Annotated in this window: 17 protein-coding genes; 14 read left to right on the top strand and 3 right to left on the bottom strand. The window is 68.2% G+C overall.

Annotation, left to right across the window (positions count from 1 at the left end):
• Positions 1-8: 8 nt before the first annotated feature.
• Together C1746_RS21510 and C1746_RS21505 are read left to right on the top strand one after the other, a co-directional pair.
• Positions 9-695 carry a TetR/AcrR family transcriptional regulator gene (locus tag C1746_RS21510; RefSeq protein WP_116716848.1) on the top strand — a complete coding sequence of 229 codons (687 nt, stop codon included), beginning with the start codon at positions 9-11 and terminating at the stop codon, positions 693-695.
• Positions 696-774: 79 nt separating this feature from the next.
• Positions 775-1095, top strand: coding sequence for a helix-turn-helix domain-containing protein (locus tag C1746_RS21505; protein WP_116716847.1), 321 nt, complete (start codon positions 775-777; stop codon positions 1093-1095).
• Between the two features lie 214 nt (positions 1096-1309).
• On the opposite strand, the gene C1746_RS21495 is transcribed toward C1746_RS21505, so the two are convergent.
• Positions 1310-2395: a siderophore-interacting protein gene (locus C1746_RS21495; protein ID WP_116716845.1), complete on the bottom strand. Its 1086-nt coding sequence runs from the start codon at positions 2393-2395 to the stop codon at positions 1310-1312.
• Between the two features lie 122 nt (positions 2396-2517).
• Here C1746_RS21495 and C1746_RS21490 point away from each other — a divergent pair, with 122 nt between their 5' ends.
• The 10 genes from C1746_RS21490 to C1746_RS21445 all read left to right on the top strand — a co-directional run bounded on the left by C1746_RS21490 (position 2518) and on the right by C1746_RS21445 (position 15262).
• Positions 2518-2769 (top strand): hypothetical protein, encoded by a 252-nt coding sequence (locus C1746_RS21490; protein ID WP_162868079.1) that lies wholly within the window; start codon positions 2518-2520, stop codon positions 2767-2769.
• Positions 2770-2894: 125 nt separating this feature from the next.
• Positions 2895-4172 carry an MFS transporter gene (locus C1746_RS21485; RefSeq protein WP_116716843.1) on the top strand — a complete coding sequence of 426 codons (1278 nt, stop codon included), beginning with the start codon at positions 2895-2897 and terminating at the stop codon, positions 4170-4172.
• On the top strand, positions 4172-6046 hold the full coding sequence (locus C1746_RS21480; RefSeq protein ID WP_205712046.1) for an ABC transporter ATP-binding protein: 1875 nt from the start codon (positions 4172-4174) through the stop codon (positions 6044-6046). Before C1746_RS21485 ends, C1746_RS21480 begins: the two co-directional genes overlap by 1 nt.
• The gene (locus tag C1746_RS21475; RefSeq protein WP_116716842.1) at positions 6043-7815 is read left to right on the top strand and encodes an ABC transporter ATP-binding protein; all 1773 of its coding nucleotides are present in this window, start codon (positions 6043-6045) and stop codon (positions 7813-7815) included. The genes C1746_RS21480 and C1746_RS21475 overlap by 4 nt, the downstream gene beginning before the upstream one ends.
• A gap of 156 nt (positions 7816-7971) precedes the next feature.
• Positions 7972-9162 (top strand): FAD-dependent oxidoreductase, encoded by a 1191-nt coding sequence (locus C1746_RS21470; RefSeq protein ID WP_162868078.1) that lies wholly within the window; start codon positions 7972-7974, stop codon positions 9160-9162.
• A gap of 189 nt (positions 9163-9351) precedes the next feature.
• The gene (locus C1746_RS21465; protein WP_162868077.1) at positions 9352-10239 is read left to right on the top strand and encodes an FAD binding domain-containing protein; all 888 of its coding nucleotides are present in this window, start codon (positions 9352-9354) and stop codon (positions 10237-10239) included.
• Positions 10236-10823: a (2Fe-2S)-binding protein gene (locus C1746_RS21460; RefSeq protein ID WP_116716839.1), complete on the top strand. Its 588-nt coding sequence runs from the start codon at positions 10236-10238 to the stop codon at positions 10821-10823. The genes C1746_RS21465 and C1746_RS21460 overlap by 4 nt, the downstream gene beginning before the upstream one ends.
• Positions 10820-13201, top strand: a complete 2382-nt coding sequence (locus C1746_RS21455; protein ID WP_116716838.1) for an aerobic carbon-monoxide dehydrogenase large subunit — start codon at positions 10820-10822, stop codon at positions 13199-13201. Before C1746_RS21460 ends, C1746_RS21455 begins: the two co-directional genes overlap by 4 nt.
• 81 nt (positions 13202-13282) lie before the next feature.
• Entirely contained in the window at positions 13283-14197 is a 915-nt protein-coding gene (locus C1746_RS21450; protein ID WP_116716837.1) for an XdhC family protein, read from the top strand.
• 57 nt (positions 14198-14254) lie between these two features.
• The gene (locus C1746_RS21445; protein ID WP_162868076.1) at positions 14255-15262 is read left to right on the top strand and encodes a GGDEF domain-containing protein; all 1008 of its coding nucleotides are present in this window, start codon (positions 14255-14257) and stop codon (positions 15260-15262) included.
• Positions 15263-15345: 83 nt separating this feature from the next.
• On the opposite strand, the gene C1746_RS21440 is transcribed toward C1746_RS21445, so the two are convergent.
• Positions 15346-20901: a cell wall-binding repeat-containing protein gene (locus C1746_RS21440; protein ID WP_116716835.1), complete on the bottom strand. Its 5556-nt coding sequence runs from the start codon at positions 20899-20901 to the stop codon at positions 15346-15348.
• 37 nt (positions 20902-20938) lie between these two features.
• A complete protein-coding gene (locus C1746_RS21435; RefSeq protein WP_116716834.1) occupies positions 20939-24142 on the bottom strand; it encodes a hypothetical protein in 3204 nt (1067 codons plus the stop codon).
• 229 nt (positions 24143-24371) lie between these two features.
• Here C1746_RS21435 and C1746_RS21430 point away from each other — a divergent pair, with 229 nt between their 5' ends.
• Positions 24372-25082 (top strand): cell wall-binding repeat-containing protein, encoded by a 711-nt coding sequence (locus C1746_RS21430; protein WP_116716833.1) that lies wholly within the window; start codon positions 24372-24374, stop codon positions 25080-25082.
• Between the two features lie 212 nt (positions 25083-25294).
• Positions 25295-25645: a (2Fe-2S) ferredoxin domain-containing protein gene (locus C1746_RS21425; RefSeq protein ID WP_116716832.1), complete on the top strand. Its 351-nt coding sequence runs from the start codon at positions 25295-25297 to the stop codon at positions 25643-25645.
• Positions 25646-25737: the final 92 nt, after the last annotated feature.

Below are 25737 nucleotides of genomic sequence, written 5' to 3'. Positions count from 1 at the left end.
CAGGTCCAATGCCACGCGCTGCTGCCCGTTCCGCTGATCGCTCTGACGAGCTATCGGGCGAGGACGGTCTCACTCGGGAGGCCGTCCTCGCGGCCGGCGTTGAGATTGTCGCCGAAGAGGGCTTTCAGCGCCTGTCGATGCGCCGCCTGGCCAGCCGTCTGGGTGTGTGGCCAACCGCGATCTACCACTACCTACCCGATCGGCAGCAGGTCGGCGAGGCGATCGCCGACACGATCATGAGCACCGTCGTGACGCCGCCCGAGACGGTCGAGCCCATCGAGTGGTTGCGAGCCATGGCCTGGGACATGCGACGCGTTGGCCTTGCCAACCCGGGCTTGGCGGCGTACTTGATGGAGGCCGGCGCGACAGGACCACATGGCCTGGCTCTTGGCGATGGCATCGCGGCCCGCCTGCATGACTTGGGGCACGTTGGCGACGAGTTGGCTCAGGCCTACAACCTGTTCCTCACCTGGCTCACCGCGGCCATCGGCAAGACCGATCGGTTCATGCAGCGTGGCGGTGCCGAGGGCGTGGCGGACACGATGGCGTTCATGGCCGCACTCGATGTCGAGGAGTACCCAAGCCTCGCGGCCATGCAGGACGGCTTTCTGGCCATGCCGGAAGACCCAGACTCGGTCTTCGAGTGGAGTTTGGAGCGCATGTTGAGGTCCTTGGCCTCAACAAGCACCGCCTGAGCAGAGCGAGTAAGGCTCTGATGAGCACCATGCTCAGGGTGATACCATTTCGAGCATCGCCCAGGGTCACGGATCCGACATGTCAGCTTCGCAACTGCTCCGCACGGCTCGCCAACGATGTGGGCTCTCCCAGCGCGCAGTGGCGGCTTTGGTGGGTACCTCCCAGTCGGCGATCGCACGGTACGAGTCAGGGACGGTCGTGCCGCGCTTCGACACCATGGAGAGAATCCTCACGGCGTTGGGTCATGAACTTGAACTGGTGCCTCGGCGCACGATGGACGACCAGTGTCATGACTTGGCACTGGCACGCTGGTTCCGGGGTTTGACGGTCGAGGAGCGGATCGATGCGTGGGAGGGATGGGTGCGACTCGTCGATGAGGTCGAGGTCGTCTCATCGTGACCCTCGACGTTCGCCGTCTTCTTCCCGAACTTGCAGGCGTTGGCCGGTACGAGGATCTTGGGGATCAGGTGGTGACGTTGGAACTGCAGGGGCGCCGGTTCCAGGTGGCTCGTTTGGCCGACGTTGTGCGGTCGAAGGAGGCTCTCGCCAGGCCCAAGGACCACCTTGCGCTGCCGGTGCTCCGGGCGGCCTTGACGGCTGAGTCAGAGCAGGCTCAGCGACGCCAGTAGCCGGTGACCATCACCCGGTCACGGGGAAGGTCGCGGTCGTGTCGAAGGTGGCGTCGAAGCGCGCCCGCGACCCGCACCTCGGCCGCTCCGAACCAACTGGTCTGATCCGCGGGAGCGTCAATCTGTTCGAGAGCCCCGAGCAGGCGCTCGGTTGCGCCGGCAGGTTCTCCGTCGCGGAAGAACCAGGTCACATCGATGCGCGCGCTTGCCGGCAGCGGAACGACGTGGGTGGGGTCGGCAACCTCAACGACAGCAGTGGCCGACCGGTCAGCAGGCAGATCGTCGAGGATGGCCCCGATGGCCGGTAGGGCCGTCTCGTCTCCAAGCAGGGCGACCTGCGTGGTTGGTTCGGGCGGCTTGTAGTTGCTGCGGGGCCCCCAGATCGCGACGGGTGTGCCTCGCTCGACGCCGTCGGCCCACGCCGCAACGGTGCCGGGGTGGTCATGGCGCACGATCCATAGATCGAGTTCCGCCGGTCGCCCGTGGGCATCGGTCCTAACACCTCGCACCGTGTAGTACGCGCCAGCGGCACGGGTCTCCGCGTCAGCCTCGACGTAGGACTCGAAGGTCTGCTCGTCGGTCAGGGCTCCGCCGTCCGCCCCACCCGTCATCAGGAACACGAACTGGTCGGGGGAACCCGGCTCGTACTCCTCAAGCCCTCCCCGTAGGGTCAGTTGACGCATCCCGGCTGAGACGTCCTCGATTGCGACGACGGTGGTGTGCAGGGTCGGCAGACCAGCCGTGGCTGCGAACTCCTCTTCCAGCGAGGTCAGCGCCAGATCGGGCGGCGCAGAAGCCCGCGCTTCGCCGAGCAGCCGCATGAACTCCCCTTGGAGGGTCTCCAGCGATGACACATCTGCGGCGAAGGCGATGTTGTGGCGACCGCCGTTGGTGTCGACGAAGGTGACCACGTCCGGCGACACTGCGACAACGGACGCACCGTCGGAGGGATCCGGCAGACCGGCGACCAGAGCGAGTGTGTCGGTGTGCTCGTCGTTGAGGTGCAGGGTCAACTCCTGCAACTCTCCAGCCGCACGGTCGTCGAAGCCGGTGATGGTGATGTCGGTCATGTGATGGGGGTCCTAGCTCGCTCGAGTGGTCCAGGCGCGAAACGCGAATGCGCTGAGGTCATCCATGGCTGCCCTGTCCTCGGCTATGACCTACGGCACGAGGTAAGGTTAACCTAACTAGTATGTCTGGTGATGCAAGTTCGTTCGCGATGGAGTGGCTGCGCCGCACCCGAGGTGCATCCCGCGATCAGGTCTCGCAGGTCATTGACACGCGCCCGATTGGTGATGGGCAGGCCTGGGTGGAGGTCGACCTGGCGGGCACGCGCTACGTGATCGGACTTCGGCGGCGTCAAGCGGCCGCGTCGTTCGACGGTTGGTCGAGTGGGTTGGGTGAGGAGTTCGACGTGCTCTACATCGCGAGCCACACCGACTGAGTATCGAGGCCGGCTCTGGTGGATGCGTTCAGAACAGCAGCGACTCCAGCGACCGATGCAGGAGGGACTCGCACTATCATGCAATGCGGATAGGAACCGTTCTCATTAACAGGTAAGGTCTTGCCATGGAACGCGCCCCTCTCTACCGACTGCTGTCGGCCCTGTACATCACGCAGTTCATCGGTGTCGGCTTCCTGCTCGTCGGCCTGACCGGGATCCTGCGGGAGAACGGGGCGTCGCTGGAGAGCCTCGGCATCATCCAGGGGCTGGGCCTGGTATGGGCTGTGAAGTTCCTGTGGTCACCGGTGGTCGATCGCTTCGGCGGAAGGCGGTCCGGGCACTACCGGCCCTGCCTGTTGGTCCTCCAGACCGCGATGGTCCTGACGTTGTTGACCATGCTCGGCGTGTCGCCGGATCCAGACGACTTCGGCGCGCTCATGGCGCTGGCGGCGCTGCTCGTGTTCTTCTCGGCCACCCAGGACATCGCCGCCGATGCTCTGGCCGTTCGACTGATCGCCGTGGAGGATCGCGGAACGGCCAACGGTGTCCAGGTTGCCGCTGGGTACGTCGGCAACCTCCTCGGCGGAGGACTCACCGTGGTGGTCTTCGACCCGTTCGGCTGGACCGCTGCAATGCTGCTGCTGGCTGCGATGACAGCAACCGCCCTGGTCGTTGTCATTCGCTTCCGCGAGCAGGACACACCACCACTCGCCACACCCGCATCACTCGGCGTCGCCTACCGGTCGCTGCGCACCGTCTTCCACCAGCCTGGGGCGGGCCGCTGGGCACTCGTCGTCGTGCCGCTCCTCTACCTCGGCGTCGCGGTCAGCTACGGCCTGCTGACGCCCGCGTTGGTCGACATCGGCTGGTCGCTCACGCGCATCGGCGTCGTCCTCAGCCTGGTCGCGTCGGTGCCGGCCGCGATCGGCGGCTTCGTCGGTGGGGCACTCGTGAGCCGGTACGGCCGGTTGGTGCCCGTGCTCGCTGGCTCGGCGATAAAGGTGGCGGCGACGTTGGCGCTGCTGCCGATGTTCGGTGGCTCCCGCAACGACGCGCTGATCATCACGGCCATCTGCGTGTACCTGACGTCATACTCAGCCACGACGTCGGTGATCTACACGGTGAACATGGACTACTCGCGAACCGACAGCGCCGGCAGCGACTACACGCTGATGAGTTCGATCGGCATGATCTGGAGCTTCATCGCGGGTGGCGTCGGTCTCGGCATCGCCGGTGCCGTCGGCTACGTACCGGTCGTCATCGGCTCGGCGGTGCTCCTGGTTGTCGGGGTCGGGGTGTACGCCCGCCACTTGCGGGGTCACGAGAATCTCCTTCGGCAGCAGATGCTCGAACGCGAACGCGACCTGGTCCTGACCGACGCGACAGCTAGCGGGAGCCGCTGATGTCGACGACCCACGCGCCACCCCCCACCATGAAGGCCGAGCCGCCGGGGTCAGCGGCCGACCGCGCCGTCGACGGGTCGATCCAAGAGCTCGGGCTCTGGCAGGTCATCGCGCCGGTCAACAGTCAGATCCGCACGGCCATGGCCCTCGCGGCGCTGGGCATGGTGGCGTGGTTCGTCGCGCTCTTCGCGCTGCTCCCCGTCGTGTCCGAACTGGTCGCCACCAACCCCGACACGGGACGCGTGTGGACCTTCGTCGGCGTCAGTGCAGCGGCCGTCGTCGTGGCGTTCGTGGCACGCGTCGCCGCGTTCCACATCTCTCACCTTGGCGCGTTCCGCCTCGAGCAGATCCTGCGAACCGAGCTGACCGATCACCTCGCGCGGGTGCCCCTCGGCTACGTGGTCACCGCCGGATCGGGAGCGCTGAAGAAGATCGTCCTGGATGACGTACGCGCCCTGCACGCGTTCGTCGCAGACTCGACCCCACTCTTCGCACGGTCCTTTGCTGCGCCAGTGGTTGGGGTCATAGCGCTGTTCGTGTTGGACTGGCGGATGGCGCTCATCGCCCTCGCCATCGTGCCAATCGGGGCGATCGGGCTGTTCTTCGCGTTTCGCGACTACGACGTGGCGCGGCGGGAAGTTGATGATGCCAACGAGCGGATCAACGCGGTCATCAACGAGTACGTCCAGGGGATGCAGGTCGTTCGGACCTTCGATGACGGGACGGGTTCGTTCCGCCGGTACCGCGACGCACTGCACGACTCGACCGAGCGTCTCCGGGAGTGGACGGCCAAGAGCCAGACCGGGGGCTACATCGCCAGGACCCTCTTCGCGGCCCTGCCTACCGTTCTCGTGCTGTTGCCCACCGGATGGCTGTTCGTGGATGCCGGCACCCTCGACGTCGCCACCTTCCTGGGCGTGTTGATCATCGCGCCGGCGATCACGGATGCGGTCATCCCCATCATCTGGCTGCAACAGCTGATCAACAACGCCGACGCCGCGGTGAAGCGCCTGGGTGGGCTGCGCGCCGTCCCCGCGCTACCGCAGGCCGACGCCAGCCGCGAACCCGCCGACGCATCCGTCGAACTGCGCAACGTCACGTTTCGCTACGCCGGGCGTGACACCGATGCCCTTCGTGATGTCAGCATTTGGATGCCGGCCGGGACGGTGACCGCGCTGGTCGGACCGTCGGGCGCCGGCAAGTCCACGATCGCCCAGCTGATCCCTCGCTTCTGGGACGTCGACCAGGGCTCGGTACTCGTTGGCGGCGTCGACGTCCGTGAGCTGTCAGCCGACACCCTGCTCGGCCACGTGTCCTTCGTGTTCCAGTCGCCGTTCCTGCTGCACGACACCGTCGTGGCCAACATCCGCCTGGGGCGCACGGATGCAACCCATGAGCAGGTGGTGTCCGCCGCGCGAGCCGCCCAGGCCCACGACTTCATCACCGACGACCTGCCGCACGGCTACGACACCGTCGTCGGCGAACGGGGCGCGAGCCTCTCCGGCGGCCAGCGACAGCGCATCACCATCGCACGGGCGATCCTGCAGGATAGCCCGGTCGTCGTGCTGGATGAGGCCACTGCCTTCGCCGACCCCGACAACGAGGCGAAGATCCATGCGGCGTTGGCGCGGCTGGCGGTCGGCCGGACCCTCATCGTCGTGGCGCACCGACTCTCGACGATCAGGGATGCCGACCAGATCGTGGTGCTCGACCATGGCGAGGTCGTGGAGAGCGGGACCCACGGCCAGCTGGTCGCGGCCGCTGGCCGCTACGCCGCGCTGTGGGACCACTATCGCCGTGCACAGGACTGGGAGTTGCGGTCCGGCGGCGCGATGGCCCCTGACGCAGCAACCAGCTTGGAGGGGCAGCGATGATCGCGACGTTCCGGGCCATGATCGAGGTCTGCGGCTCACACGCCTCCCTGATGCGGCGAGCACTGGTGCTGGCCACATTGGCCGCAGTGTGCCAGGGGCTGGCGTATGCCGGGCTCTTCGGATTCTTCGACGCGCTCTTCGCCCGCGATGAGAGCGTCTGGTTCTGGATCGGCGGCATCGGCGCCTTGATCCTGCTCGATGCGGCGCTCCGGTTCGGATCGGGGCGCGCCGAGTGGCAGGTCTACATCGATGTCGCCGACGAGGTCCGGGAAGATCTGGGGGCGCAACTGCAGCGCATGCCGCTGCAGACGCTATTGGCGCGGCGGACCGGCGACCTCAACATGGTGCTGACCTCGGGTGTCCAGGACGTGGTGTCGATCGCCGGTGGCCTGTACGCCGTGGTGATCACCACCATTGTGGCCCCCGCCGTCACGATCCTCGCGATGGTCGTCGTCGACTGGCGTCTTGCGCTCGCGCTGCTGCTGGTCTTCCCCCTGGCCGTCCCGGTCTACGGACTGGTGCGGCGCATCGGCGCGAAGGAGAACCGAATCTCCTCACGGGCACACGCTGAGGTCGCATCGCAGTTGGTCGAGTACGCCCAGGGACTACCCGTCCTGCGTGCCACCCGGCAGGTCGGTCCGCGCTCCGACCGCCTGCAGGCCTCCCTCGCGCACCTTCGGGAGGCGCAGACGCACGGCCTCCAGTTGGGGACGTGGCCGAGCATCGGCATGTCGACCATCGTCCAGGTCGGCACGGTTGCCGTGACCGCGCTGGCGGTGTCGTTCGTGCTCGACGCAACCCTCGAGACCTCCGTGGTCGTGGCCCTCATCGCCGTCTCGGTGCGCTTCTCGGAGCCGCTCGCGCTGTTCGCGAACCTCGCCACGATGTTCGACTTCATGGAAGCCGCATTGGACCGGATCACCGAGCTGATGGCTGCCGAGCCACTCCCCGTGCTGCAGGCCGGGGCGGCAGACGAGATCAGCCCCTCCAACGAGAGCGGGATGGCACTGCACGACGTGACGTTTGCCTACGAGGGGACCGACGAGCCGGTGCTCCGAGACCTCTCCATCACCTTCCCAGCCCGCAGCCTGACCGCGCTGGTCGGTTCGTCGGGCAGCGGCAAGACGACGGTGACACGGATGCTCACGAGGTTCGCCGACCCGCAGTCTGGCACCGTGACGCTCGGCGGTGTCGACATCCGGACGCTTGAGCCGACTGAGCTGATGCGGCACATCTCGGTCGTCTTCCAGGACGTCTACCTCTTCGACGACACCATCGCGGAGAACATCCGACTGGCCAGACCGCAGGCAACCAGGACCGAGATCGAAGCGGCGGCACGAGCGGCGAACTGCCATTCGTTCATCGAACGGCTGCCGCAGGGCTACGACACGACGGTCGGCGAGATCGGCGGGGCACTCTCCGGCGGTGAACGCCAGCGGATCTCCATCGCCCGAGCGATCTTGAAGAACGCTCCGATCGTGGTTCTCGACGAACCCACGTCCGCACTGGACACCGAGAGCGAGGTGGCGGTCCAACAAGCCGTCGACACCCTGGTTCGTGACCGCACCGTGGTCGTGATCGCCCACCGGCTGTCGACGGTCGCGGCAGCCGACCAGATCATCGTGCTGGAGGATGGGGAGGTCGCCGAACGAGGTGTCCATGCCGACCTCGTCGCGGCTGATGGTCGCTACGCCGAGATGTGGCGTGCCCAGCAGTCGGCACGCGAGTGGCGCATCACCGATGCCACGGCGACGACCGCCGGACCGTAGCTCCGGTCGCTGGCGCACGACGTGCATTGAGGACGGACTTCCAGGTCAGCGCCCGGAGAGGTAGCACCGCTCCTTCTCCGCCATGTCGTCGTCCAGTTCGTCATTGGCCATCCGTATGGATACGAATGACAACCATTGTCGTCTATGCTGGCAGTCATGGGACGACTCAGGACCCTCGTCGTCGGTGCCGGGCCTGCTGGCATGTCGGTGGCCGTTCACCTCGCGTTGACCGACCCGGATGCCGTCAGGCGGGATGAGTTCGCCGTCATCGACCCGGCCGGACGATGGCTGGCGACGTGGGACGCCCAGATGGCTGCCCAGCGAATCGAGCACCTGCGGTCACCGGTCGTGCATCACCCGCATCCAAGCCCGTTTGCGCTCGTACGGTCCGTGGACCAGGACCGCGACCTACGCCGCTCGGACGGACTGCACGTGCCGACGACCACGGCCTTCGCTCGATTCTGCACCGATGTGCTGGAGGAGTGTCGGCTGACCAACGCCGTCATCGGTGTTCGCGCCGTCGGAGCCCAACTGGAGTCCGACGCCGTGGCAGTGCGCCTCGCGAACGACGTGACGATCCGGGCTGAGAGGGTTGTGGTCGCCACCAACCCCCGCCGCCAGGTGTTGCCGCAGTGGCTCGAGCAGGTGCCCCCGGAGCACGTCCACCCCAACGGTCGACTGGGCGAGAACCTCTCGGGGCGCCGAATCCTCATCGTCGGGGGCGGGTTGTCCGCTGCCCACCTCACGTTCGGGGCGGCTGCCGGCGGTGCTGACGTGGCGCTCTTGGCACGACGGCCGTTCGTCGAGCGACGGATGGACGTCCATCCGACCTGGCTCGGCCCCATTCGAATGGGTGCGTTCGATGCCGCAGACTTTGCGACGAGGCACGAACTGGCGGACGAGGCACGCGGCGGGGGGTCGATGCCTGCGTGGGCGGCCAAGCAACTCCGAGTGATGAGCCGCGAGGGAGCAGTTCGCCTGTACGAGGATGATCAGGTCGACATGGTGCTGGACGTCGACGGTCAGACGATCGTCCGCTCGCGGGCCGGACGGGCCCTGCCGATCGACGAGGTGTGGCCGGCCTTCGGCGGGCTGAGCGATATTCGGGTGGACGGCGTGCTGGGCGACATAGCGGACCAATCACCCCTTCCTCTGCACGGTGGCTTGCCAGCACTGTCTGCGGATCTGCGGTGGGGGAGCGTCCCCGTCTGGGTTGCGGGTGCCGTGGCGGCGTTGCAGATCGGACCGGTGGCAGGGAACCTGTTCGGCCACCGGGAGGCCGGCCGGCGCATCGCCACCGCACTCACCGGTCGTGACCTCCCATCGCACATCCCCACCCTTCGGTGAGATCAGCCGCGTCGATCTTTCAGCTGGAGCCTGCGCCCATCACAGCCAGAACCCGAGCGACGACCACTGCCAGGTCTGCGTGAGTGGGGTTTCGAGCGAGGTCTTGGGAATCGACAATTCGCCTACCGCCGGGCATCGCCGTGGGATAGCGTCCTCCATGAATTGGTCCGTTGGAGATCGGAGTCGCGAGTGTTCCCAGCCACCTACGAGTACCTCCGTGCGGGGTCAATCGATGAGGCCGTCGCGGCCCTCGCGGAGGATCCGGACGAGACCCGGATCCTGGCCGGCGGCCAGTCGCTCATCCCGATGATGAAGCTGCGCTTCGCCTACCCCGAGCGACTGGTGGACATCAACGGCCTGCACGAGCTGGCCTACGTCCGGCGCGAGAACGGCCACGTCGCCGTCGGGGCACTGGCCCGGCACGCCGACATCGTCGCCTCCGACGACGTGACCGGCGCCGTCGCAAGCGCCGCCCCCTGGGTGGCCGATCCACTGGTGCGAAACCGTGGGACGTTGGTCGGCTCGGTGGCCCACTGCGACCCCGAAGGTGATTGGAACTCCGTCCTGCTCGCCACCGGAGCCACCGTGGTCGCCCAGGGCCCGAACGGTCGCCGTGAGATCGACATCACCGACTTCATCGTCGGCCTGTTCGAGAACAGCCTGGACGAGGGTGAGATGGTCGTCGAGGTGCGGATCCCGGTCCCGAGCGGACCCAGCGGGGGTGTCTACAACAAACTCGAGCGGAAGATCGGCGACTACGCCACCGTCGGAGTAGCTACCCACCTCGAACTCGCCGACGACGGCACCATCGCCGCCGCGGGGATCGGCCTGACCAGTGTGGTGCCCTACGCCACGAAGGTGACCGAGGCCGAGGAGATGCTGGTCGGCCAGATGCCCACCGAGGAGCTGTTCGCCGACGCCGCTTCAGCCACCGCGGCCGCATCCAACCCCCACACCGATGTCCGCGGCACCGAGAAGTGGAAGCGGAACATCGTCGACGTCTACACCAGGCGGGGCCTGGCCTCCGCCCTCGACCAAGCTCACGCCAGCGAGCCGACCACCGGGAGTACCGCATGACGGACCTGACCACCTCGACCGCCGTGACAGTGACCATGACCGTCAACGGCGTCGAGCACAGCAGCGAGCTCGACCCGAGGACCCTGCTGGTCGATCACATCCGGACGGGTCTCGGGCTCACGGGCACCCACATCGGCTGTGACACGACCTCGTGTGGTGTCTGCACGGTCTTGCTGGACGGCAAGCCGATCAAGGCCTGCACGATGTTCGCCGTGATGGCTGACGGCGCCGAGATCATGACCGTCGAGGGATTGAAGCAGAACGGGGAGCTCCACCCGGTCCAGGCAGCGTTCAAGGAGAAGCACGGTCTCCAGTGCGGCTACTGCACGCCGGCCATGATGCTGGTCGGCGCAGCGCTGCTGGAGGAGAACGACGACCCGGGCGACGACGAGGTCCGCTGGGCCATCAGCGGCAACCTGTGCCGCTGCACCGGCTACATGAACATCGTCGAGTCCATCCAGGAGGCCGGCGCCCAGATGCGGGCCGGTTCCAACGGCGTCGAAGCCGACGACATGGAACTGCAGGACGAGCAGACTGACGCGGACCGCCCCAAGGAGGCAACGATGCAGGAGGTTGCAGAGTGACCGCCATCGAGGACCAGCCCGAACTGGACACCACACCGGACGTCGGCGGCATCGGCCACGCCATCAAGCGACAGGAGGATGACCGCCTGATCGTCGGCCAGGGGACCTACCTCGACGACGTGGTCCTGCCCGGCATGCTCCACATGTCGATCCTCCGGGCTCCGATGGCGCACGCCAAGCTGATCTCCATCGACGCCTCGGCTGCTGAGGCCATGGACGGCGTCGTGGCCGTCGTCACCGGCGAGCTGATGGCCCAGCACGACCTGGCGTGGATGCCAACCCTGTCCGGTGACACCCAAGCCGTCCTCGTCACTGACAAGGTGCGGTTCCAGGGTCAGGAGGTCGCCGCGGTCATCGCCACCGACCCCTACATCGCCGCCGACGCGCTGGAGTACATCAACGTCGAGTACGAGCAGCTGCCGGCGATCACCACGCCGCAGCAGGCGATCGAGGATGACGCGGTGATGATCCGCGACGAGAAGGAGGGGCAGACCGACAACCGGGTGTACCACTGGGAGTCCGGCGACGCCGAGGCGACGGACGCAGCGTTCGAGGCGGCCGACAGGATCGTCACGCTGGAGACCCACTACCCGCGGTCGCACCCCTCGCCGCTCGAGACCTGTGGTGCGGTAGCCGATGTCGACCCGGTGACCGGTCAGGCCACCATCTACGTCACCTCGCAGGCCCCGCACGCCCATCGGACCCTCTTCGCGATGGTCGCCGGATTGCCGGAGCACAAGATCCGGATCATCTCGCCCGCCGATCTCGGCGGCGGGTTCGGCAACAAGGTGCCGATCTACCCGGGCTACGTCGTGGCTACGGCGGCGTCACTGCTGATCGGCAAGCCCGTCAAGTGGGTCGAGTCGCGCAGCGACAACCTGATCTCGACCGGCTTCGCCCGCGACTACCACATGAAGGGTGAGCTGGCGGTCACCGACGAGGGCAAGATCCTCGGCCTGCGCGTCAACATGTTGTCGGACCAAGGCGCGTTCTTCGCCGACGCCCAGCCGACGAAGTTCAAGGCCGGCCTCTTCCACGTCGTGACCGGGTCCTACGACTATCCGGCGGCCCACGTCGTCTGCGACGGCGCCTACACCAACAAGGCGCCGGGTGGGGTCGCGTATCGGTGCTCCTTCCGGATCACCGAGGCCTCCTTCCTCATCGAGCGGCTGGTCCACAACGCGGCGTTCGAGGTTGGCATGGACCCGGCGGAGTTCCGCCTCAAGAACTTCATCCAACCGGAGCAGTTCCCCTACACGACCCCCACCGGCTTCGTGTACGACTCAGGTGACTACCCGACCGCGCTCCGCAAGGCCATGGATCACGTGGGCTACGAGGCCCTGCGCGAGGAGCAGCGCCAGGCCCGCGAGGACGGTCGCCTGCTCGGCATCGGCGTCGCCCACTTCACCGAGGCCGTCGGCGCCGGTCCGTCCAAGGACTACGACATCGCCGGCATCAAGATGTTCGACTCGGCAGAGCTGCGTGTCCACCCGACGGGCAAGGCTGTCCTGAAGGTCGGCGTGAAGACCCAGGGGCAGGGCCACGAGACCACCTTCGCCCAGATCGTGGCCAGTGAGCTGGGCATCCCCGCCACCGATGTGAAGGTGGTGCACGGCGACACCGACAACACCCCTTACGGCCTGGGCACCTATGCCTCACGATCCACCCCGGTCGGCGGAGCCGCCACTGCGGTGGTCGCCCGCAAGTTGGCTGACAAGGCACGGAAGATCGCGGCGCACCTGCTGGAGGCGGCAGAGGGTGACATCGAGCTGTCCAACGGGCAGTTCAACGTCGCCGGCTCGCCGGACCGGACGGTGTCGATCCAGGACGTCTCGCTGGCGGCCTACACCGATCTGCCGGAGGGCATGGAGCCTGGCCTCGAGGGCGTCCACTACTACGACCCGCCCAACCTGACCTACCCCTACGGCAGCTACATCGTGGTGGTGGAGGTCGACCTCGACACCGGCGAGTGGACGGTGGACCGCATGGTCGCACTCGATGACTGCGGCGTCCGGATCAACCCCATGATCGTGGAGGGGCAGATCCACGGCGGTCTGACCGAGGGCTACGCGATGTCCTCGATGCAGTGGATCACCTTCGACGAGGACGGCAACTGCATCGGGTCCAACTACATGGACTACATGATCCCCACGGCCTGGGAGACCCCGAAGTTCGAGCTGCTCGAGACGGTCGTGCCCTCGCCCCATCACCCCATCGGCGCGAAGGGTGTGGGCGAGTCGCCGACGGTCGGGTCCCCGGCGGCCTTCGTCAACGCGGTGATCGATGCGGTCCAGCATCTCGGCGTCACCAACATCGACATGCCGGTCATGCCCCACCGGGTCTGGGAGGCCATCGACGCCGCCCAGTCGGCCGGATAATTCGACACGATCGGGGTCTGACCCACACATGCGCGGCTTCCTGCACGATCGTGGACCAGTAAGGGAGGGGCTGGGGCGGTCATGACGCCCGACGTCCAGATGATGGAGCAGGCCGTCCGGGCGGCCCGCGACCGGGCTGCCTTCGTGCTCGCGAAGGTCGTCTGGCGCCAGGGGCCCACGTCCGGGCCGCTCGGCGGGGCCGCCATCGTCTGGCCCGACGGCTCCATCGAGGGGTTCGTCGGCGGCGCGTGTGCTCAGCCGTCCGTGATCAGCGAGGCGCTCGAGAGCCTGCAGGACGGCGAGCCCCGACTGCTGTTCCTCGGTGAGTTCGACGACGAGGAGGCCACCCCGGCGCCCGGCGTGCGGGTGATCCCCATGGCGTGCGAGAGCGAAGGAGCCCTGCAGATGTACCTGGAGCCCCACCTCCCACCCCCCGCCATCGTCGCCGTCGGCGACACCCCCGCGGTCGAGGCGCTGATCACCATGGCGCAGGCCATCGGCTGGGATGCGCGAGCGGTCGCCTCACCCGACCTGGGGCTGCCAGCCCCCGATCCCTCCACCGCCGTTGTTGTGGCATCGCAAGGTCAGTACGACGACCTGGCGCTCCGGGCCGCGCTCGCCACCGATGCCGGCTACATCGGGTTGGTCGGGTCCAAGAAGCGCTGCGCCGCCACGATCGAACTCCTCGACGACCCCGGCGGTGGCGACCGGATCATCGGTCCCGCCGGGCTGGATCTGGGCTCGACCACCCACACCGAGATCGCGGTCGCGATCCTCGCGGACCTCGTTGCACGACGGGCGCGCGGCGACCTCCAGCGCATCGTCACGGCTCCACGCGTCCGGACCGAGGCGACCGACCCGGTGTGCGGGATGACCGTGGTCGTCGAGGAGGCCCACCACCGTCACGATCACGACGGTCGGACCTACGTCTTCTGCGCGGCCGGGTGCCGCGCGGCGTTCAGCGCCGATCCCTCGGCCTTCGCTCCCACCGGCTGACCCGATCGATCTCGCGGGGCCGGTCAAGTATCCCGACAATCTGACGATCTGATGTGTGTGGAGAGATCACGCACGCGCCAAGAGAGCACCCGGTCTACGCTTGCCTCACTGGACCGGCGCTACATCAAGGTGGCCGCGTGGTATGCCTGTGCACTCGTGGGTGGTGTCGCAGTTGCCTTTGCCGTGACCGGCGATGCCCGCGCGGCCACGCTCTTCGGCGTGGTGGCTTTCGTCATCGCCGCCGGCGCGGTGCTGCTGATGCTCGAGCGGATCACCCACGAGACAGCGGGCCGCCTGATGGTTGCCGTGGCGGGCCTGGCCGTCGGAGCTCAGGTGCTCGACGTGGTGGGGCGGGATGCGCCCGCCGTCGATCAGTCAACCGCCGCCTTTGGTGCGGTCGGCATCGTGGCGGCGTTCTACGTCGCGTTCGAGCGCCGTGCGGCACGTGCGCTGGCTGCGTCCTCGGCCGCAGGGCTCGTGATCGTCCTTGCCCAATCGGACGTACCGTCGGTCAATGGTGCCTCGATCGTCGGCTGCCTGCTCGGCGTCGTGCTCTGCGTCGACATCATCGTGTCCATCAAGCAGGAGGATCGACAGCTGGCGGTCGTCCAAGGCGACCTGGCGGGCAAGGACGAGCTCACCGGCCTGCTCAACCGTCGGGGGATCGCCCAGCTGATCCAGGCAGCGACGCCGGGTACGGGGCTGATGCTGGTCGACCTCGACCACTTCAAGCGGATCAACGACACCTACGGTCATGCCGTCGGTGATCAGACCCTGCGGCGCACCGCCGACGTGCTGCAGCAGAAGCTGCGCGGCCACGACCTGGCCGCCCGCTGGGGTGGGGAGGAGTTCCTGATCGTGCTGCCGCAACTCGACACCGGGGGCTACGCCGTGGCAGAGCGGCTGCGAACGGCCCTGGCCGAGGCGGACCTGGGCATCACCGCCTCCATCGGATTCGGCACCCTCGGGACCGACGAGTCGGTGGGGCAGTGCCTCGAGCGGGTCGATCGAGCGCTCTACGAGGCCAAGGAGCGCGGCCGCAACCAGACCGTCCAGAGCGCCTAGGTTCGGCCGGATTCGCGGAGCATGACCGCCGCGTGTGCCGGGACGCGCCCGAGGACACCGTTGCTCGTTGGGACGCTCGCGGACTAGGCCGTGGCCAAGTACTGCTGCAGGATGCCGTCGAGCTCCGCACCGACGGCGGCGGTCCCGCCCAACACCACGATCTGGTCCGGGCGCAGCCGCGACAGCTGGGTGGCGGCCACATCGGGCACGGCGTCTGGCTGGACCAGCACCAGCGCGGCCCGCTCGATCCCAGCGGCCGGCACACCGGCCAGCGCATCGGGGAACTCGTTGCCAGTCGCCACGAAGACGGTCTTCGCGGTCCCGAACGACGCCGCCACCGCGGCGGCTGTCGAGAAGCGGTCAGGCCCGGCGTAGCGCTCGACCCGAGCCCCACCCAGCGCCCCGAGTTGGTCGGCCACGGCAGCCGAGACGGCTGCCTCCCCGCCCAGGATCACGATCCGGGAGGGAGACAGTCGCCTCAGCTCGGCCTCAGTCGGGGCCGGGAGGCCATCGCGCTGGACCAGCAGCATCGGGGCACGATCGCGAGCTGCGGCTGTGCCACCGGCCAGCGCATCCGGGAACGCCTCGCCCGTGGCGATGTAGGCGATGCTGGCCCCGTTCGGGAAGGCGTCCTCTGAGATGGCCGCCGCGGTGGAGAAGCGCTCGGGGCCGGCGACCCGCCGGACGCCGAAGCCGAGTGCGCGGACCTGCTCGGCCACCGTCTCGGAGACAGCCGCCGTGCTGCCCAGGATCACGACCTCGCAGGGGTCCAGGCGCACCAGCTCCTCCCCCGTGAGCGGCGAGAGCGAGTCGCCGACCAGCAGCACCGGCGAGTTGGCCATGGACGCGGGAGGACCGGCAGCCAGGGCATCCGGGAAGTTGCCGGCCGTCGCCAGATATGCGCGCCGCACACCCGGTGCGAACGTCGCCTCGGAGATGGCGATGGCCGTGGCGATCCGGTCGGGCCCGGCGAAGCGGCGATACCCGGTGGGGAGGCCCACCACGAAGGTCGACAGGGAGTTGCTCGAGGCCGTGACGACGCCGTCCGAACGAGCGAGGGTGACGTCAACCCAGGTGCGGCCGACTTGTTGGTAGACCCGTTCGGGACCGTTGCCCGGCGCGGGCAGGTCGACCTCCACGGTGCCGTGCGTGACCCCGGAGGCGATCACGGTCACGGCCGGGCCGATGGGTGTGATCCCGAGGCCCAGGCCGCCGGGGCGTTCCTCGATGGTTCGGACGGTCAGGCTCCCGGCTCCAGAGGCGTCGCTGAACCGCACCGCAGCCACCGCGCCGTCGGCGGGCCCCGCGAACTGCCCGGTGCTTCCGGCGCCCTCACCCGATGTCGATCCCTGGCGCGGCACGACGAGTTGCTGCGACGGATCGGGGCCGAAGTCCAACGCGACCAGGACAACCGTCGCGGGCGGCGGGGCCGGAACGGGGTCCACGATCTCCGGCAGCCCAGTGATGGGTCCCTCCAGTGTGTCCGGTGTGACGATCACCAGGTCGCTGGCGTCGTCAGGTATGCGCAGCCGGATGGTGTCGGTGTGCACCAGCCGTTCGCCAGGAAATTCGGCGATTCCGCCCGCCGATGTTTGGACCGGGATGAGCTCGTACTGCTCGAAGACAACCCGGATGTCTTGTCCGGCAGCAACACCGAGCTGCCCCGTCCACGCCGCAACCCCATCTACGGCTGGGCCGCTCTCCAGCAGTTGACGGCCGGATCCGGCCAGCGAGTCGTACGCCACCTCTTGGGGGTCCTCGGTCGTGAAGCCGTCCCGAAGGACCTCGACGGTTGCGTAGGCACGCCCGATCAGCGGCGTGCCCGGCGCGGCCTCGGTGTAGGTGATGCCGCTGAGGGCAACCGCCAACCGGAAGTCCTCGAGTAGGGTCACGCTGACGAACCGGTCGGGGTCCAGCTGGATGAGGTCGGCGAGGACCACCTCGGAGAGCTCCAGACCCGTGAGGGACTCCGGCTGGTACCGGGCCAACGCCAGTCGGGTGAACGGCCGGTACGCCCGTCCCCCGAGGACCTTGACGTCGACCGCCCACAGATCTCGGTCTGCGTCATAGACAGGAGCGTGGCCGGCGACGTTCACGGCCAGTGGCGGGGGGCTCTGGGCCGCGAGGGAGGCAATCGGGCCACGCGGCCGGGGTGCGGCTCCGGGGTCCTCGGCGAGTCGCACCCCGTACTCGGTCACCTGGGCCTCGGGAAAGGCACCCATGGGCGGATACCGCAGTGGGAGTGGCTCGCCGGACAGGACCGGGTCCTCGCCCCACTGGGTCACGTAGGGCCGTAGGGGGTCGTCAGCAGGGAGGTCGACTGCTGCCGTGCCCTGCAGCTCGGCGGCGGGGTAGGTCAGCACGCCGAGCATCTCGCTTTCGCCAGAGGTCCACCACGGTCGGTCGAGATAGACCCGAAGCCAGCCGCCCTCACGGACGGAGGCCACCGTGCTGTCCGACTGCTGGTGAGTCAGATCGAAGGCCGGGACGACCCACTTGACCACCGGACTCTGTGGCCGGGCCGAGGCGGGCACCGAGATGAGCTCCGTCTGGCCCGACTCCTGCACCACGGGAGGGAGGGTGTAGAGGACCTTCAGCGGGGTGCCGTCGGGGATTGCTGCCAGGGTCGGTGCGGCTGCCTCCCCGGCGCTGACCGCTGACACGATCCAGTCCTCCCGATCGACCACATAGTGTCCTGGCGTGGGGCCGCTGCCGTCGCTGCGTTCGCGGCGCTCGACCAGCTTCACCTCGCGAAGCGGCTGGTCAGGTGCCCCGCCGGGCAACTGCGCGATGACCGTGATCGACCCGGGCACGACTTCCTCATCCGCCTGGAGTTGCGGACCGAGATCGGCGATCTCCGTTCCCGGCTGCCAGGTGGGATCTGGGCTGACGCGCTCGGCGAAGTACTCCACGAATCGGCTGGTGGCGGTGATGTCGTAGGCGACCTGTCGATGACGGGTGTCGCCGAACTCCTGGCGGGTGTCGAAGGCCAGATCGATCTCGTCGGTCCCGTCGTAGTCGAGTTGGCCCAGCACCACCGCCGACCCATCGCGCGTGGCGATCGGCGCCACGCCGTCCGGGCCGTCGGGGTCCGTGGGTGGCGGTCCCCCGGGCCCTGCGTCGGTGTACTCCTCCCATGAGGCCCCGATCTCCAACTGCACCGTGGAGCGACGGTGGAACTCGATGGTGCCGCCCAGCCCCGCCCAGGTGGCGTCTGGACGACGAAAGATCGTCGGCGAGCCGTCGGCGAAGCCGGGCACGAGCAGCGGACGCCTGACGGCGTGCACCAACGTCAGGTCACGGGGCGGGGACACCATCACGTGTCGACCGGTTGCGATCAGTGCCAGCGTGTCCTGGATCTGCGCGGGGTCGAGGTCGTCCCGCATCCACCCCTGGATGCCGAGGAGGTCGACGGTCTCATCCACCGGCACCGAGGTCAGCCTGACGTGAACGATGTCGGCCTTCCGGAGCGGCACGGTGAAGCCGGCGGCCCCGGCGGTCGGCTCAGCATCCCCCTGGTTGACGATCAGGCGCCGGCTGATCCCCGTGATGGGCAGTTGGGCGATGGCGTCGGCGTAGGGGCCGTCGAGCACCCGCAGGTTCATGTCACCGATCCAGGGGTCGGCCAACCAGTCGATGGTGATGGTCTCCTGGCCGTACAGCAGGACGCCGGGGCGGTCAGGGTCTGGGGTGGCGCCGGGCACGGTTGACAGGTCTGCCGCATCCCGCTGGGCCAGCTCGGCGTACCGCGCCGGGTCAGGTGTGCCGTCCGGCCGATCCAGCAGACCCAGGATCTCAGCTTGGGTGTACTCCGACCGCGGCGGAACGAGGTGCCGCTGTGACGTCGCCGGGCTCGGGTCGGTGTCCACGTCGCTTCGCAGGACGACCGTGGTGACGTCCTCGCCTGCACCTGGAGAGGTCCGCAGCGCAAGGTCGGGCGGGTTGAGAGGCTGGAAGCGGCGGTAGATGACCGGCTCGGTGGCGTGGCTTGCGTTGTCGTCGACCGGGACGGAGTTGCCGGCCAGGTCGACGATCCGGGCACGGAAGGTGTACTGACTCCCGGCCCGCAGCGCCGTCTGAGACCCAGGAACGAGGCCGTGGCTGGTCAAGACCGGGAAGTCCGGATCGGGCTCGTCATTGGTCGGCGGCTCCACCGCCACGTCGGCGTCCTCGAGGTCGGCGTTCAGGACACGACCCGGCCTGGGAAGGATGGGGCTCCAGCCATCCCACCACAGGAGCGTCTCCGATAGATACCAGTCCGGGCTGCCGGGCCTGGCACTCGGCGTCCGGGGGATGTACCCCTCTTCGTCGTCGATGGTCACCTCGCCCAGCGTCCCGGGGAAGACGTACGTCGAGGAGCGACGCATCAGCGACTGCCAGGAACCCTCGTCCCGGCGGACGTCGAACCGCAAGCCCCGGACGAGGTCGTCCGCGAACAGGATCAGCTGGCCGTTGTTCAACGGCTCCTGGGCCGCCAATCCGGCCACGAGCACGGCGTGGAGTGTCGCGGCGTTGCCGGGCCGGGTGACCATCAGTCCCTGATTGCGGAGGGCGGGGAGGTTCGTGGTCTCCGGCGTGTCGATGGTCAGGTTCTGCTCGACGGTCAGCAGCGTCCCGGCGAAGATGGTGGCACCCAGGGCGCCGCCGTCCAGGTCGAAGTCGATGACCTTGCCGGTCTCGGGCTCCTCGAGCCGCAAGTAGCCGTCGGCGTAGTCGCTGCCCGCTCGTGGCCGGGCCAGCCACGTGGTGGTGTCCGTCATGGTCGCGGGGAGGCGGTTCCGTGAGGTCGCCAGGCGGGAGGAGCGCGGCACGACGTACACCGGCTGGTCGCCCCGCGGCGCCGGCAGTGGAATCTCCAGATCGAACACGAGCCCGAAGAGCCGTTGGAGGAAGGGTTGGGCGTTGATGGCCGAGATGGCTCGCCGCAGGTTGAGCCCCAGAGGCGCCAGTGGCTGGGCGTACGCCGCAGCCACGAGCTCGTCGTTCAGGTCTGGCGGCGTGTAGTAGTCCCGCAGTTGGGCGAACGCCACCGTCTCGAGGGGTGCCGCCACCAGCGCGTCGATCTGCGAGAACGTCTGTCCGGACCTGGTGTCGACGACCGGCGGGCCGTCAGCCTCCCCGGCGTGGATGGTGTCCAGCGCGTCCCGGACTGGCTGTTCCAGCCGGTTGCCGGCGGGCGTGGTGAAGGCCAGGTTCCGCCATCCCCGCGCCAGCAGATCGCAGCGCTTGGGCCCGGTCTCCGGCGCACGCACGGCCGCGTCCACGTAGGCGTCACGGATGAAGTCGGCCAACTGGGCGGAGGGATAGGTGTGGATCGGGACGTCGGTCCGGTCCACGAACGGCTCGTCACTGCTCGGCGAGTCCGGCTCGAACAGCTCACCCCAGGTGGCGGAGTCGGCCAGCTCCACCGGTGTGGCCGTCAGGCGCGTGATCTCGGACTCGGCACCGCCGAGTGGGCCGATCACGACATCGAAGGTGATGTCATCCGGGGGCCAGGACGGGGAGTCGCCCGTCAGGAACTCCTCGTGGTCGACCAGGCTCCCCTCGACGGTGGTGATGTCGAGGTGCACGCTCAGCCGGGCGATGGTGCCGTCGTCGGTGATCCCGTTCGGGAGGACGGTCCAGGTCAGTTGACTCATGGTGGATCCCTCTGTCCTTTGCTTGCGTGTGTCCGTGCTACGCCACTGGTGCGAAGGCGTCGCAGTACGCCGCCCAGTCCCCCTCGGCAAGGGTGTCACCGAACCGGGGTGTTGCGGTGGGTCCCAGGAAGCCCGCGGCCTGGCCTTGGCGGAGGCCGCCGCCTCCGCCGCCACCGCCGCCGATCTTGCGTTCCACCTCGATCGACCAGGAGAAGCCGATGAAGGCGATCTCGACTTCGATCTCCACGGTTGCGCGGCCGGTGGCCTGGTTGCTGTTGAAGTCGTAGGTCATCACCAGCTCGAAGGTGATGTGGACACCGAGGATCAGGACGTTGACCTCGACCTCGGCGCGGATGTAGCCGCCGAGGATGGCCGATTCCTGGCCGTCCTTGTTCTCGATCGAGAAGAAGATGCCGACGGCGATGCTGCCCTTGGCCTTGAACGGGCCGACCCCGACCTCGGCGGACGCGCGGACCTCGATGCCGACGGTGAGCAGGATGACGGTGCTGCCCGTGACCTCGACCTCGAACCAGAACCCGCCGCCCAGGGCGAGGTAGGTCACCGCGATGGGCAGGTCCCGCCGGCCCAGGTTGAAGCGCAGAGCGAACGGGTCGCCGTTGAACGGGATCGTGACCGCCACGCCCAGATTGGGCTGGTGGATCTGCAGGGCCCCGATGGTGATGGTCGGGAAGGTGGTGTCGAGCCCTGCCGTGACGCCGGCCGCGGAGATGTCGACGTCGAACCCGAAGGTGTCGGTGGGCAGCAGGCTGAGGACCTGATCGATGAAGTTGAGCGGACTGTTGTCCGGCGGGAAGACGTCGATGATGCCCGGATCGACGGTGGGGCTCTGGCCCGGCCGAGCCTCGAAGGTCAGCGCGGAGAAGTCGACCTGGATGAACGGGACGGGGCCGAAGAGGATGATCGAGAAGTTCGTGACCTCGCCGACGATGTCGGTGGTGGCCGCCTGCGGGTTGGTCAGCGGGACGACGTTGGTGACCTCGATCAGCAGCTTGGCGGGTGTGCCCTCCGATGCCAGGAAGACCGGATCGTCGCTGGGCCAATCGACCAGGCCGGAGTTCACCGTCATCCGACTGGTCACGATGTCGCCCTCGCGGCGGCTCTCGAGGGCGAACGGCCCCTCCTCCAAGGACACATCCGTCGGGAGCACGTTCTCCAGCAGGATGTTGCCGAGGAAGCCGCCCAGGTCGGAGAAGAGCGCGGCGAGGTCGATGCCACCCGTGGGCAGCAACGTCGATGGGTCGCCGGCGATGCCGACCGCCCGGGACAGCGACCTGATGACAAGACCCGGGCTGACCGAGCCACCGCTCCGGTCGGACTTGCCGCTGCCCGCGAAGTCCAACCCGGGTGCGACCTCGTCGACGAGATCGTCGGCGAAGGCCATGAACGCCCCCGCGTCCTCCAGTGGCCCGCCCAGGAAACCGCCGGCGTCGAGGTAGGCGGCGGTGTAGCTCATCGGGATGTCGCTGCCGACGGCGCCGCCGAGCATCGCCTCCGCCGCTTCCGGGACGATGCGGGCAAACGAGAGGAAGGGGGAGAAGGCAGGGCGCTGTCCGGGGAAGGGAACGCCGCTCCACGACAGCGAGTTCGTGATGGCCTCGGAGTTGCCGGGCTTGTCGGTCGACGGTTCGCTCAGCATGACGCGGCGTCCCTGCAGGTCTGAGCGCCGCAGTGGTCCGTCGGGGTTCTGCGACTCCCACCGGTCGATCAGCCGATCGATCACTGCCGCGTTCTCCGCGGAGGTCAGCTCGACGAACGCGACGGCGCTGGTGAAGGTGTGATGGACCCCGTCGTAGTCACGGGCATCCACGACGAACCGGAACGGTTCTCCATCAATGGCCGGGACGAAGACCTCCGATGCGTTCTCCGGCGGTGCCCCAGGACCCTCGCCCTGGAGATCGATCACACCGACATCCGGAGCCACGTCGTTCGGGGGCGCGTCGAGGGATGGTGTCGTGAGGGTGAGCACCTCGATCCGATCGAACGGTGTGGCGGCACCGCCGAAGGGCACTCCGGTGCCGTACGTCTGCACCGGCTCGCGGACGATGATGAAGAACTTCTGCCGCAGGAGGGCGACCTGCCGCGTCTGGCCGTCGATCTGGACGGGGGTGAAGCGGCGCTCGGTCACTCGGACCAGAGAGGCGCGGTGACCGAAGGGGAACAGGAACCCGCGACGGACGATACGGACGTAGTTGTCGCGGCCCACGGCGGCGATGTGGCGCCACGACTCGAGCGAGGTCGATGCCGGCTGCCCCTCGGGCTCCTCCGCCCAGTTCCCCGTGGAGTCGAGCCACCCACCGAAGGGCGACAGCGCCAACCGGTGGGCCTCGACCGGCTCGGGGTCCAGCCGGTAGGCCGTCGTCCCGGGCCAGCCCGCGGTCGACATCACGATGTCCCCGCGATCCACCGGGTACATGGGGACCAGGCCACCATCGGCGAAGGGGACACCGCTGTCGGTCAACCGCTCCTCACCCTGGAGGTGCTCGTCCAACCCCTGATCACGCGCCCAGACCGCGCGGACCGGGCGAGGGGAGTCCTCGCTCAGCTCGCCGCCCTGCAGGCGCGCGAGTCGGGTGTGCCACAGCTCCGTCCGCGGTCCGCCCAGATCGACCGGGGTCGCCGAGTGCGCCCAACCGGAGGTGTCATCCGGACTGAGCAGCAGCCACCAGGGCAGCTCGATCGCCGTCTGCGTGCCGGAGGGCTGGCTCGGTGCCGCCCCCGGCGCCTGTGCGGCGCCGACGAGGGAGGCGGTCCACGCCGCCCAGTTGAACAGGCCCTCCGGTGTCAGCGGTATTGCGTCGATGTCGTCGGGGATCCGGAAGGCCAGTCGGCTGGTACCGGAGAGGCGAGCTCGCACGCCCAGCCCCACCTGCTGACCGCCGCGGGTCTCAGGCGTGATCGGTTCCAGAGCGGGGTCGCTCTCGAGGAACGCCTCCTCCAGCACGTGCTGCGGCGGGAACTCCACGACGATGAATGCCCGGCCCGAGCCTCGCGTCAGCTGCTGCCCGTCGAAGTTCAGACCGAAGAGCTGCAGATTCAGGTTGAGCTGGTCCTCACGCCGACGCAGGCGCAGCAGTTGGAAGCCAGCGAACTCCTGTCCCGATGCCGAGGTCGGTAGCGTGGCGTCGAGCATGGTCGCGGAGAACAGGACGAGACCGCCTTGCAGCAGTCGTCTGCGTCCGAACGCGAAAGATGGCGGCGGCAGTTCTGACGGATTCGGCATCGCACTCCCTCACAAAGTGGGCCGTTGGCTGGACCATGGACTATCAACGGCCGGCGGGGTCGCGTCAAGGTTTCGACACCCGCCGGCATACGTGGAGACCGTCGCCGTCCGCGGTTGATACATAAGGGTTCTCTCATGGAGGGCTCACGTCTGTCCAAGGACCGGCTCGCACAGTGACATCACCGCGGCTCGAGCCACGAACCGCACCGATCACACCGAGGAGAACACCGTGCGCAGACACACCTACCTGGCGATGGTCTTGGCCGTCCTGATGAGCCTGGGGCTCGCGTCAGCAGCCCTGGCCACCGTCCAGGCGCCGGCACTTCCCACCTTCGATGGCGAGGGCGACGACGATGACGACGGTCCGGGGGATGATGATGACGACGATGAGGACGATGGCCCGGGCGACGATGACGGCCCTGGCGACGACGATGACGACAACGGGGACGACGACGGCCCGGGGGATGATGACGATGATGAGGGTCCGGGCGATGACGACGGTCCAGGCGACGACGATGACGACAACGGGGACGACGACTCGCGCGTCACCGCCCGCCTGTTCGGCGACACCCGCTTCCACACGGCAGTGGCCATCTCCGCAGACCAGTTCTCCGACGGTGCCGACACCGCCTACCTCGCGCGGGCCGATGACTCCGCGGATGCCGTCGCCGGCGGGGTGCTGACCGACGGCCCGATCCTCCTGGTGCCATCATGCGGCGAGATCCCGGGCGTCGTGCTCGAGGAGATCGATCGCCTCGACCCGGACCGTGTCGTCGCGCTCGGAGGCCCAGGGGCCATCTGCGACCAGGTCCTCGCCGACGCCGCGGCACACGATGACGACGACCGTGACGACGATGACGATGACGACGAGGACGATGACGATGACGACGAGGACGACGACGATGGGGATGACGACGATGACGATGGGGACGACGACTAGGGCTGTTCACTGACGCCATCGACCATCACCGCGGCCACCCTCCGTCTCCCCGGAGGGCGGCCGTCGTCACGTCCCGACACGTCGTCCTCGATTGGTGGTCGCAGGCTGGATCGGTGAGCACTACAGTGCGGGGCTGGATTTCACTTAACCTCACCTTCGGTACTGACCGACGAGGCGAACCCCCGCACCACCGACGAGCAGGACGACAACCCGTGGGAACGGACCTGAAGCGCCTTCGCAAGCGCGCCGAGAAGGCCAAGATGGCCACCATGCAGCAGCACGTCTTCGTGTGCACGGCGTCTGACTGCAAGTCCGGCAAGGACGTCGCGAAGACGCTGAAGCACGGCATCGCCAACGCCGGGCTTCGCGCGGAACTCACGGTCACCAAGACCACGTGCATGAACATCTGCAAGGGTGGCGGCTCGGTGGTCGTGGTCTACCCCGACGGCGTCTGGTACGGCGGCGTGGACACCGGCTTGGCGAAGCGCATCGTCGCCGAGCACCTGGTCGGTGGCTCACCGGTCGAGGACGCCACCTTCCTCAGCAACCCCCTCTCGCGGTAAGGCCACCAGGCGCGCGCTCTCCCATTTGACGGCGCCTTGACAGGCCGACACGAAGGTGGCGACACCTCGTCAGCAGCGGCGAGGGCCGAACA

It is taken from the genome of Euzebya tangerina (assembly GCF_003074135.1).
In the GTDB taxonomy this organism is placed as follows: domain Bacteria; phylum Actinomycetota; class Nitriliruptoria; order Euzebyales; family Euzebyaceae; genus Euzebya; species Euzebya tangerina.
Note: the sequence above shows the minus strand (reverse complement) of the source record. Positions and strands in the feature narration are given on the sequence as shown.

What these genes read in the sequence shown, in the direction of transcription:
- C1746_RS21510 (WP_116716848.1), top strand. Translation starts at nt 9, where the DNA reads ATGCCACGCGCTGCTGCCCGTTCCGCTGATCGCTCTGACGAGCTATCG.
- C1746_RS21505 (WP_116716847.1), top strand. Translation starts at nt 775, where the DNA reads ATGTCAGCTTCGCAACTGCTCCGCACGGCTCGCCAACGATGTGGGCTC.
- C1746_RS21495 (WP_116716845.1), bottom strand. Translation starts at nt 2,395, where the DNA reads ATGACCGACATCACCATCACCGGCTTCGACGACCGTGCGGCTGGAGAG.
- C1746_RS21490 (WP_162868079.1), top strand. Translation starts at nt 2,518, where the DNA reads ATGTCTGGTGATGCAAGTTCGTTCGCGATGGAGTGGCTGCGCCGCACC.
- C1746_RS21485 (WP_116716843.1), top strand. Translation starts at nt 2,895, where the DNA reads ATGGAACGCGCCCCTCTCTACCGACTGCTGTCGGCCCTGTACATCACG.
- C1746_RS21480 (WP_205712046.1), top strand. Translation starts at nt 4,172, where the DNA reads ATGTCGACGACCCACGCGCCACCCCCCACCATGAAGGCCGAGCCGCCG.
- C1746_RS21475 (WP_116716842.1), top strand. Translation starts at nt 6,043, where the DNA reads ATGATCGCGACGTTCCGGGCCATGATCGAGGTCTGCGGCTCACACGCC.
- C1746_RS21470 (WP_162868078.1), top strand. Translation starts at nt 7,972, where the DNA reads ATGGGACGACTCAGGACCCTCGTCGTCGGTGCCGGGCCTGCTGGCATG.
- C1746_RS21460 (WP_116716839.1), top strand. Translation starts at nt 10,236, where the DNA reads ATGACGGACCTGACCACCTCGACCGCCGTGACAGTGACCATGACCGTC.
- C1746_RS21450 (WP_116716837.1), top strand. Translation starts at nt 13,283, where the DNA reads ATGACGCCCGACGTCCAGATGATGGAGCAGGCCGTCCGGGCGGCCCGC.
- C1746_RS21440 (WP_116716835.1), bottom strand. Translation starts at nt 20,901, where the DNA reads ATGAGTCAACTGACCTGGACCGTCCTCCCGAACGGGATCACCGACGAC.
- C1746_RS21435 (WP_116716834.1), bottom strand. Translation starts at nt 24,142, where the DNA reads ATGCCGAATCCGTCAGAACTGCCGCCGCCATCTTTCGCGTTCGGACGC.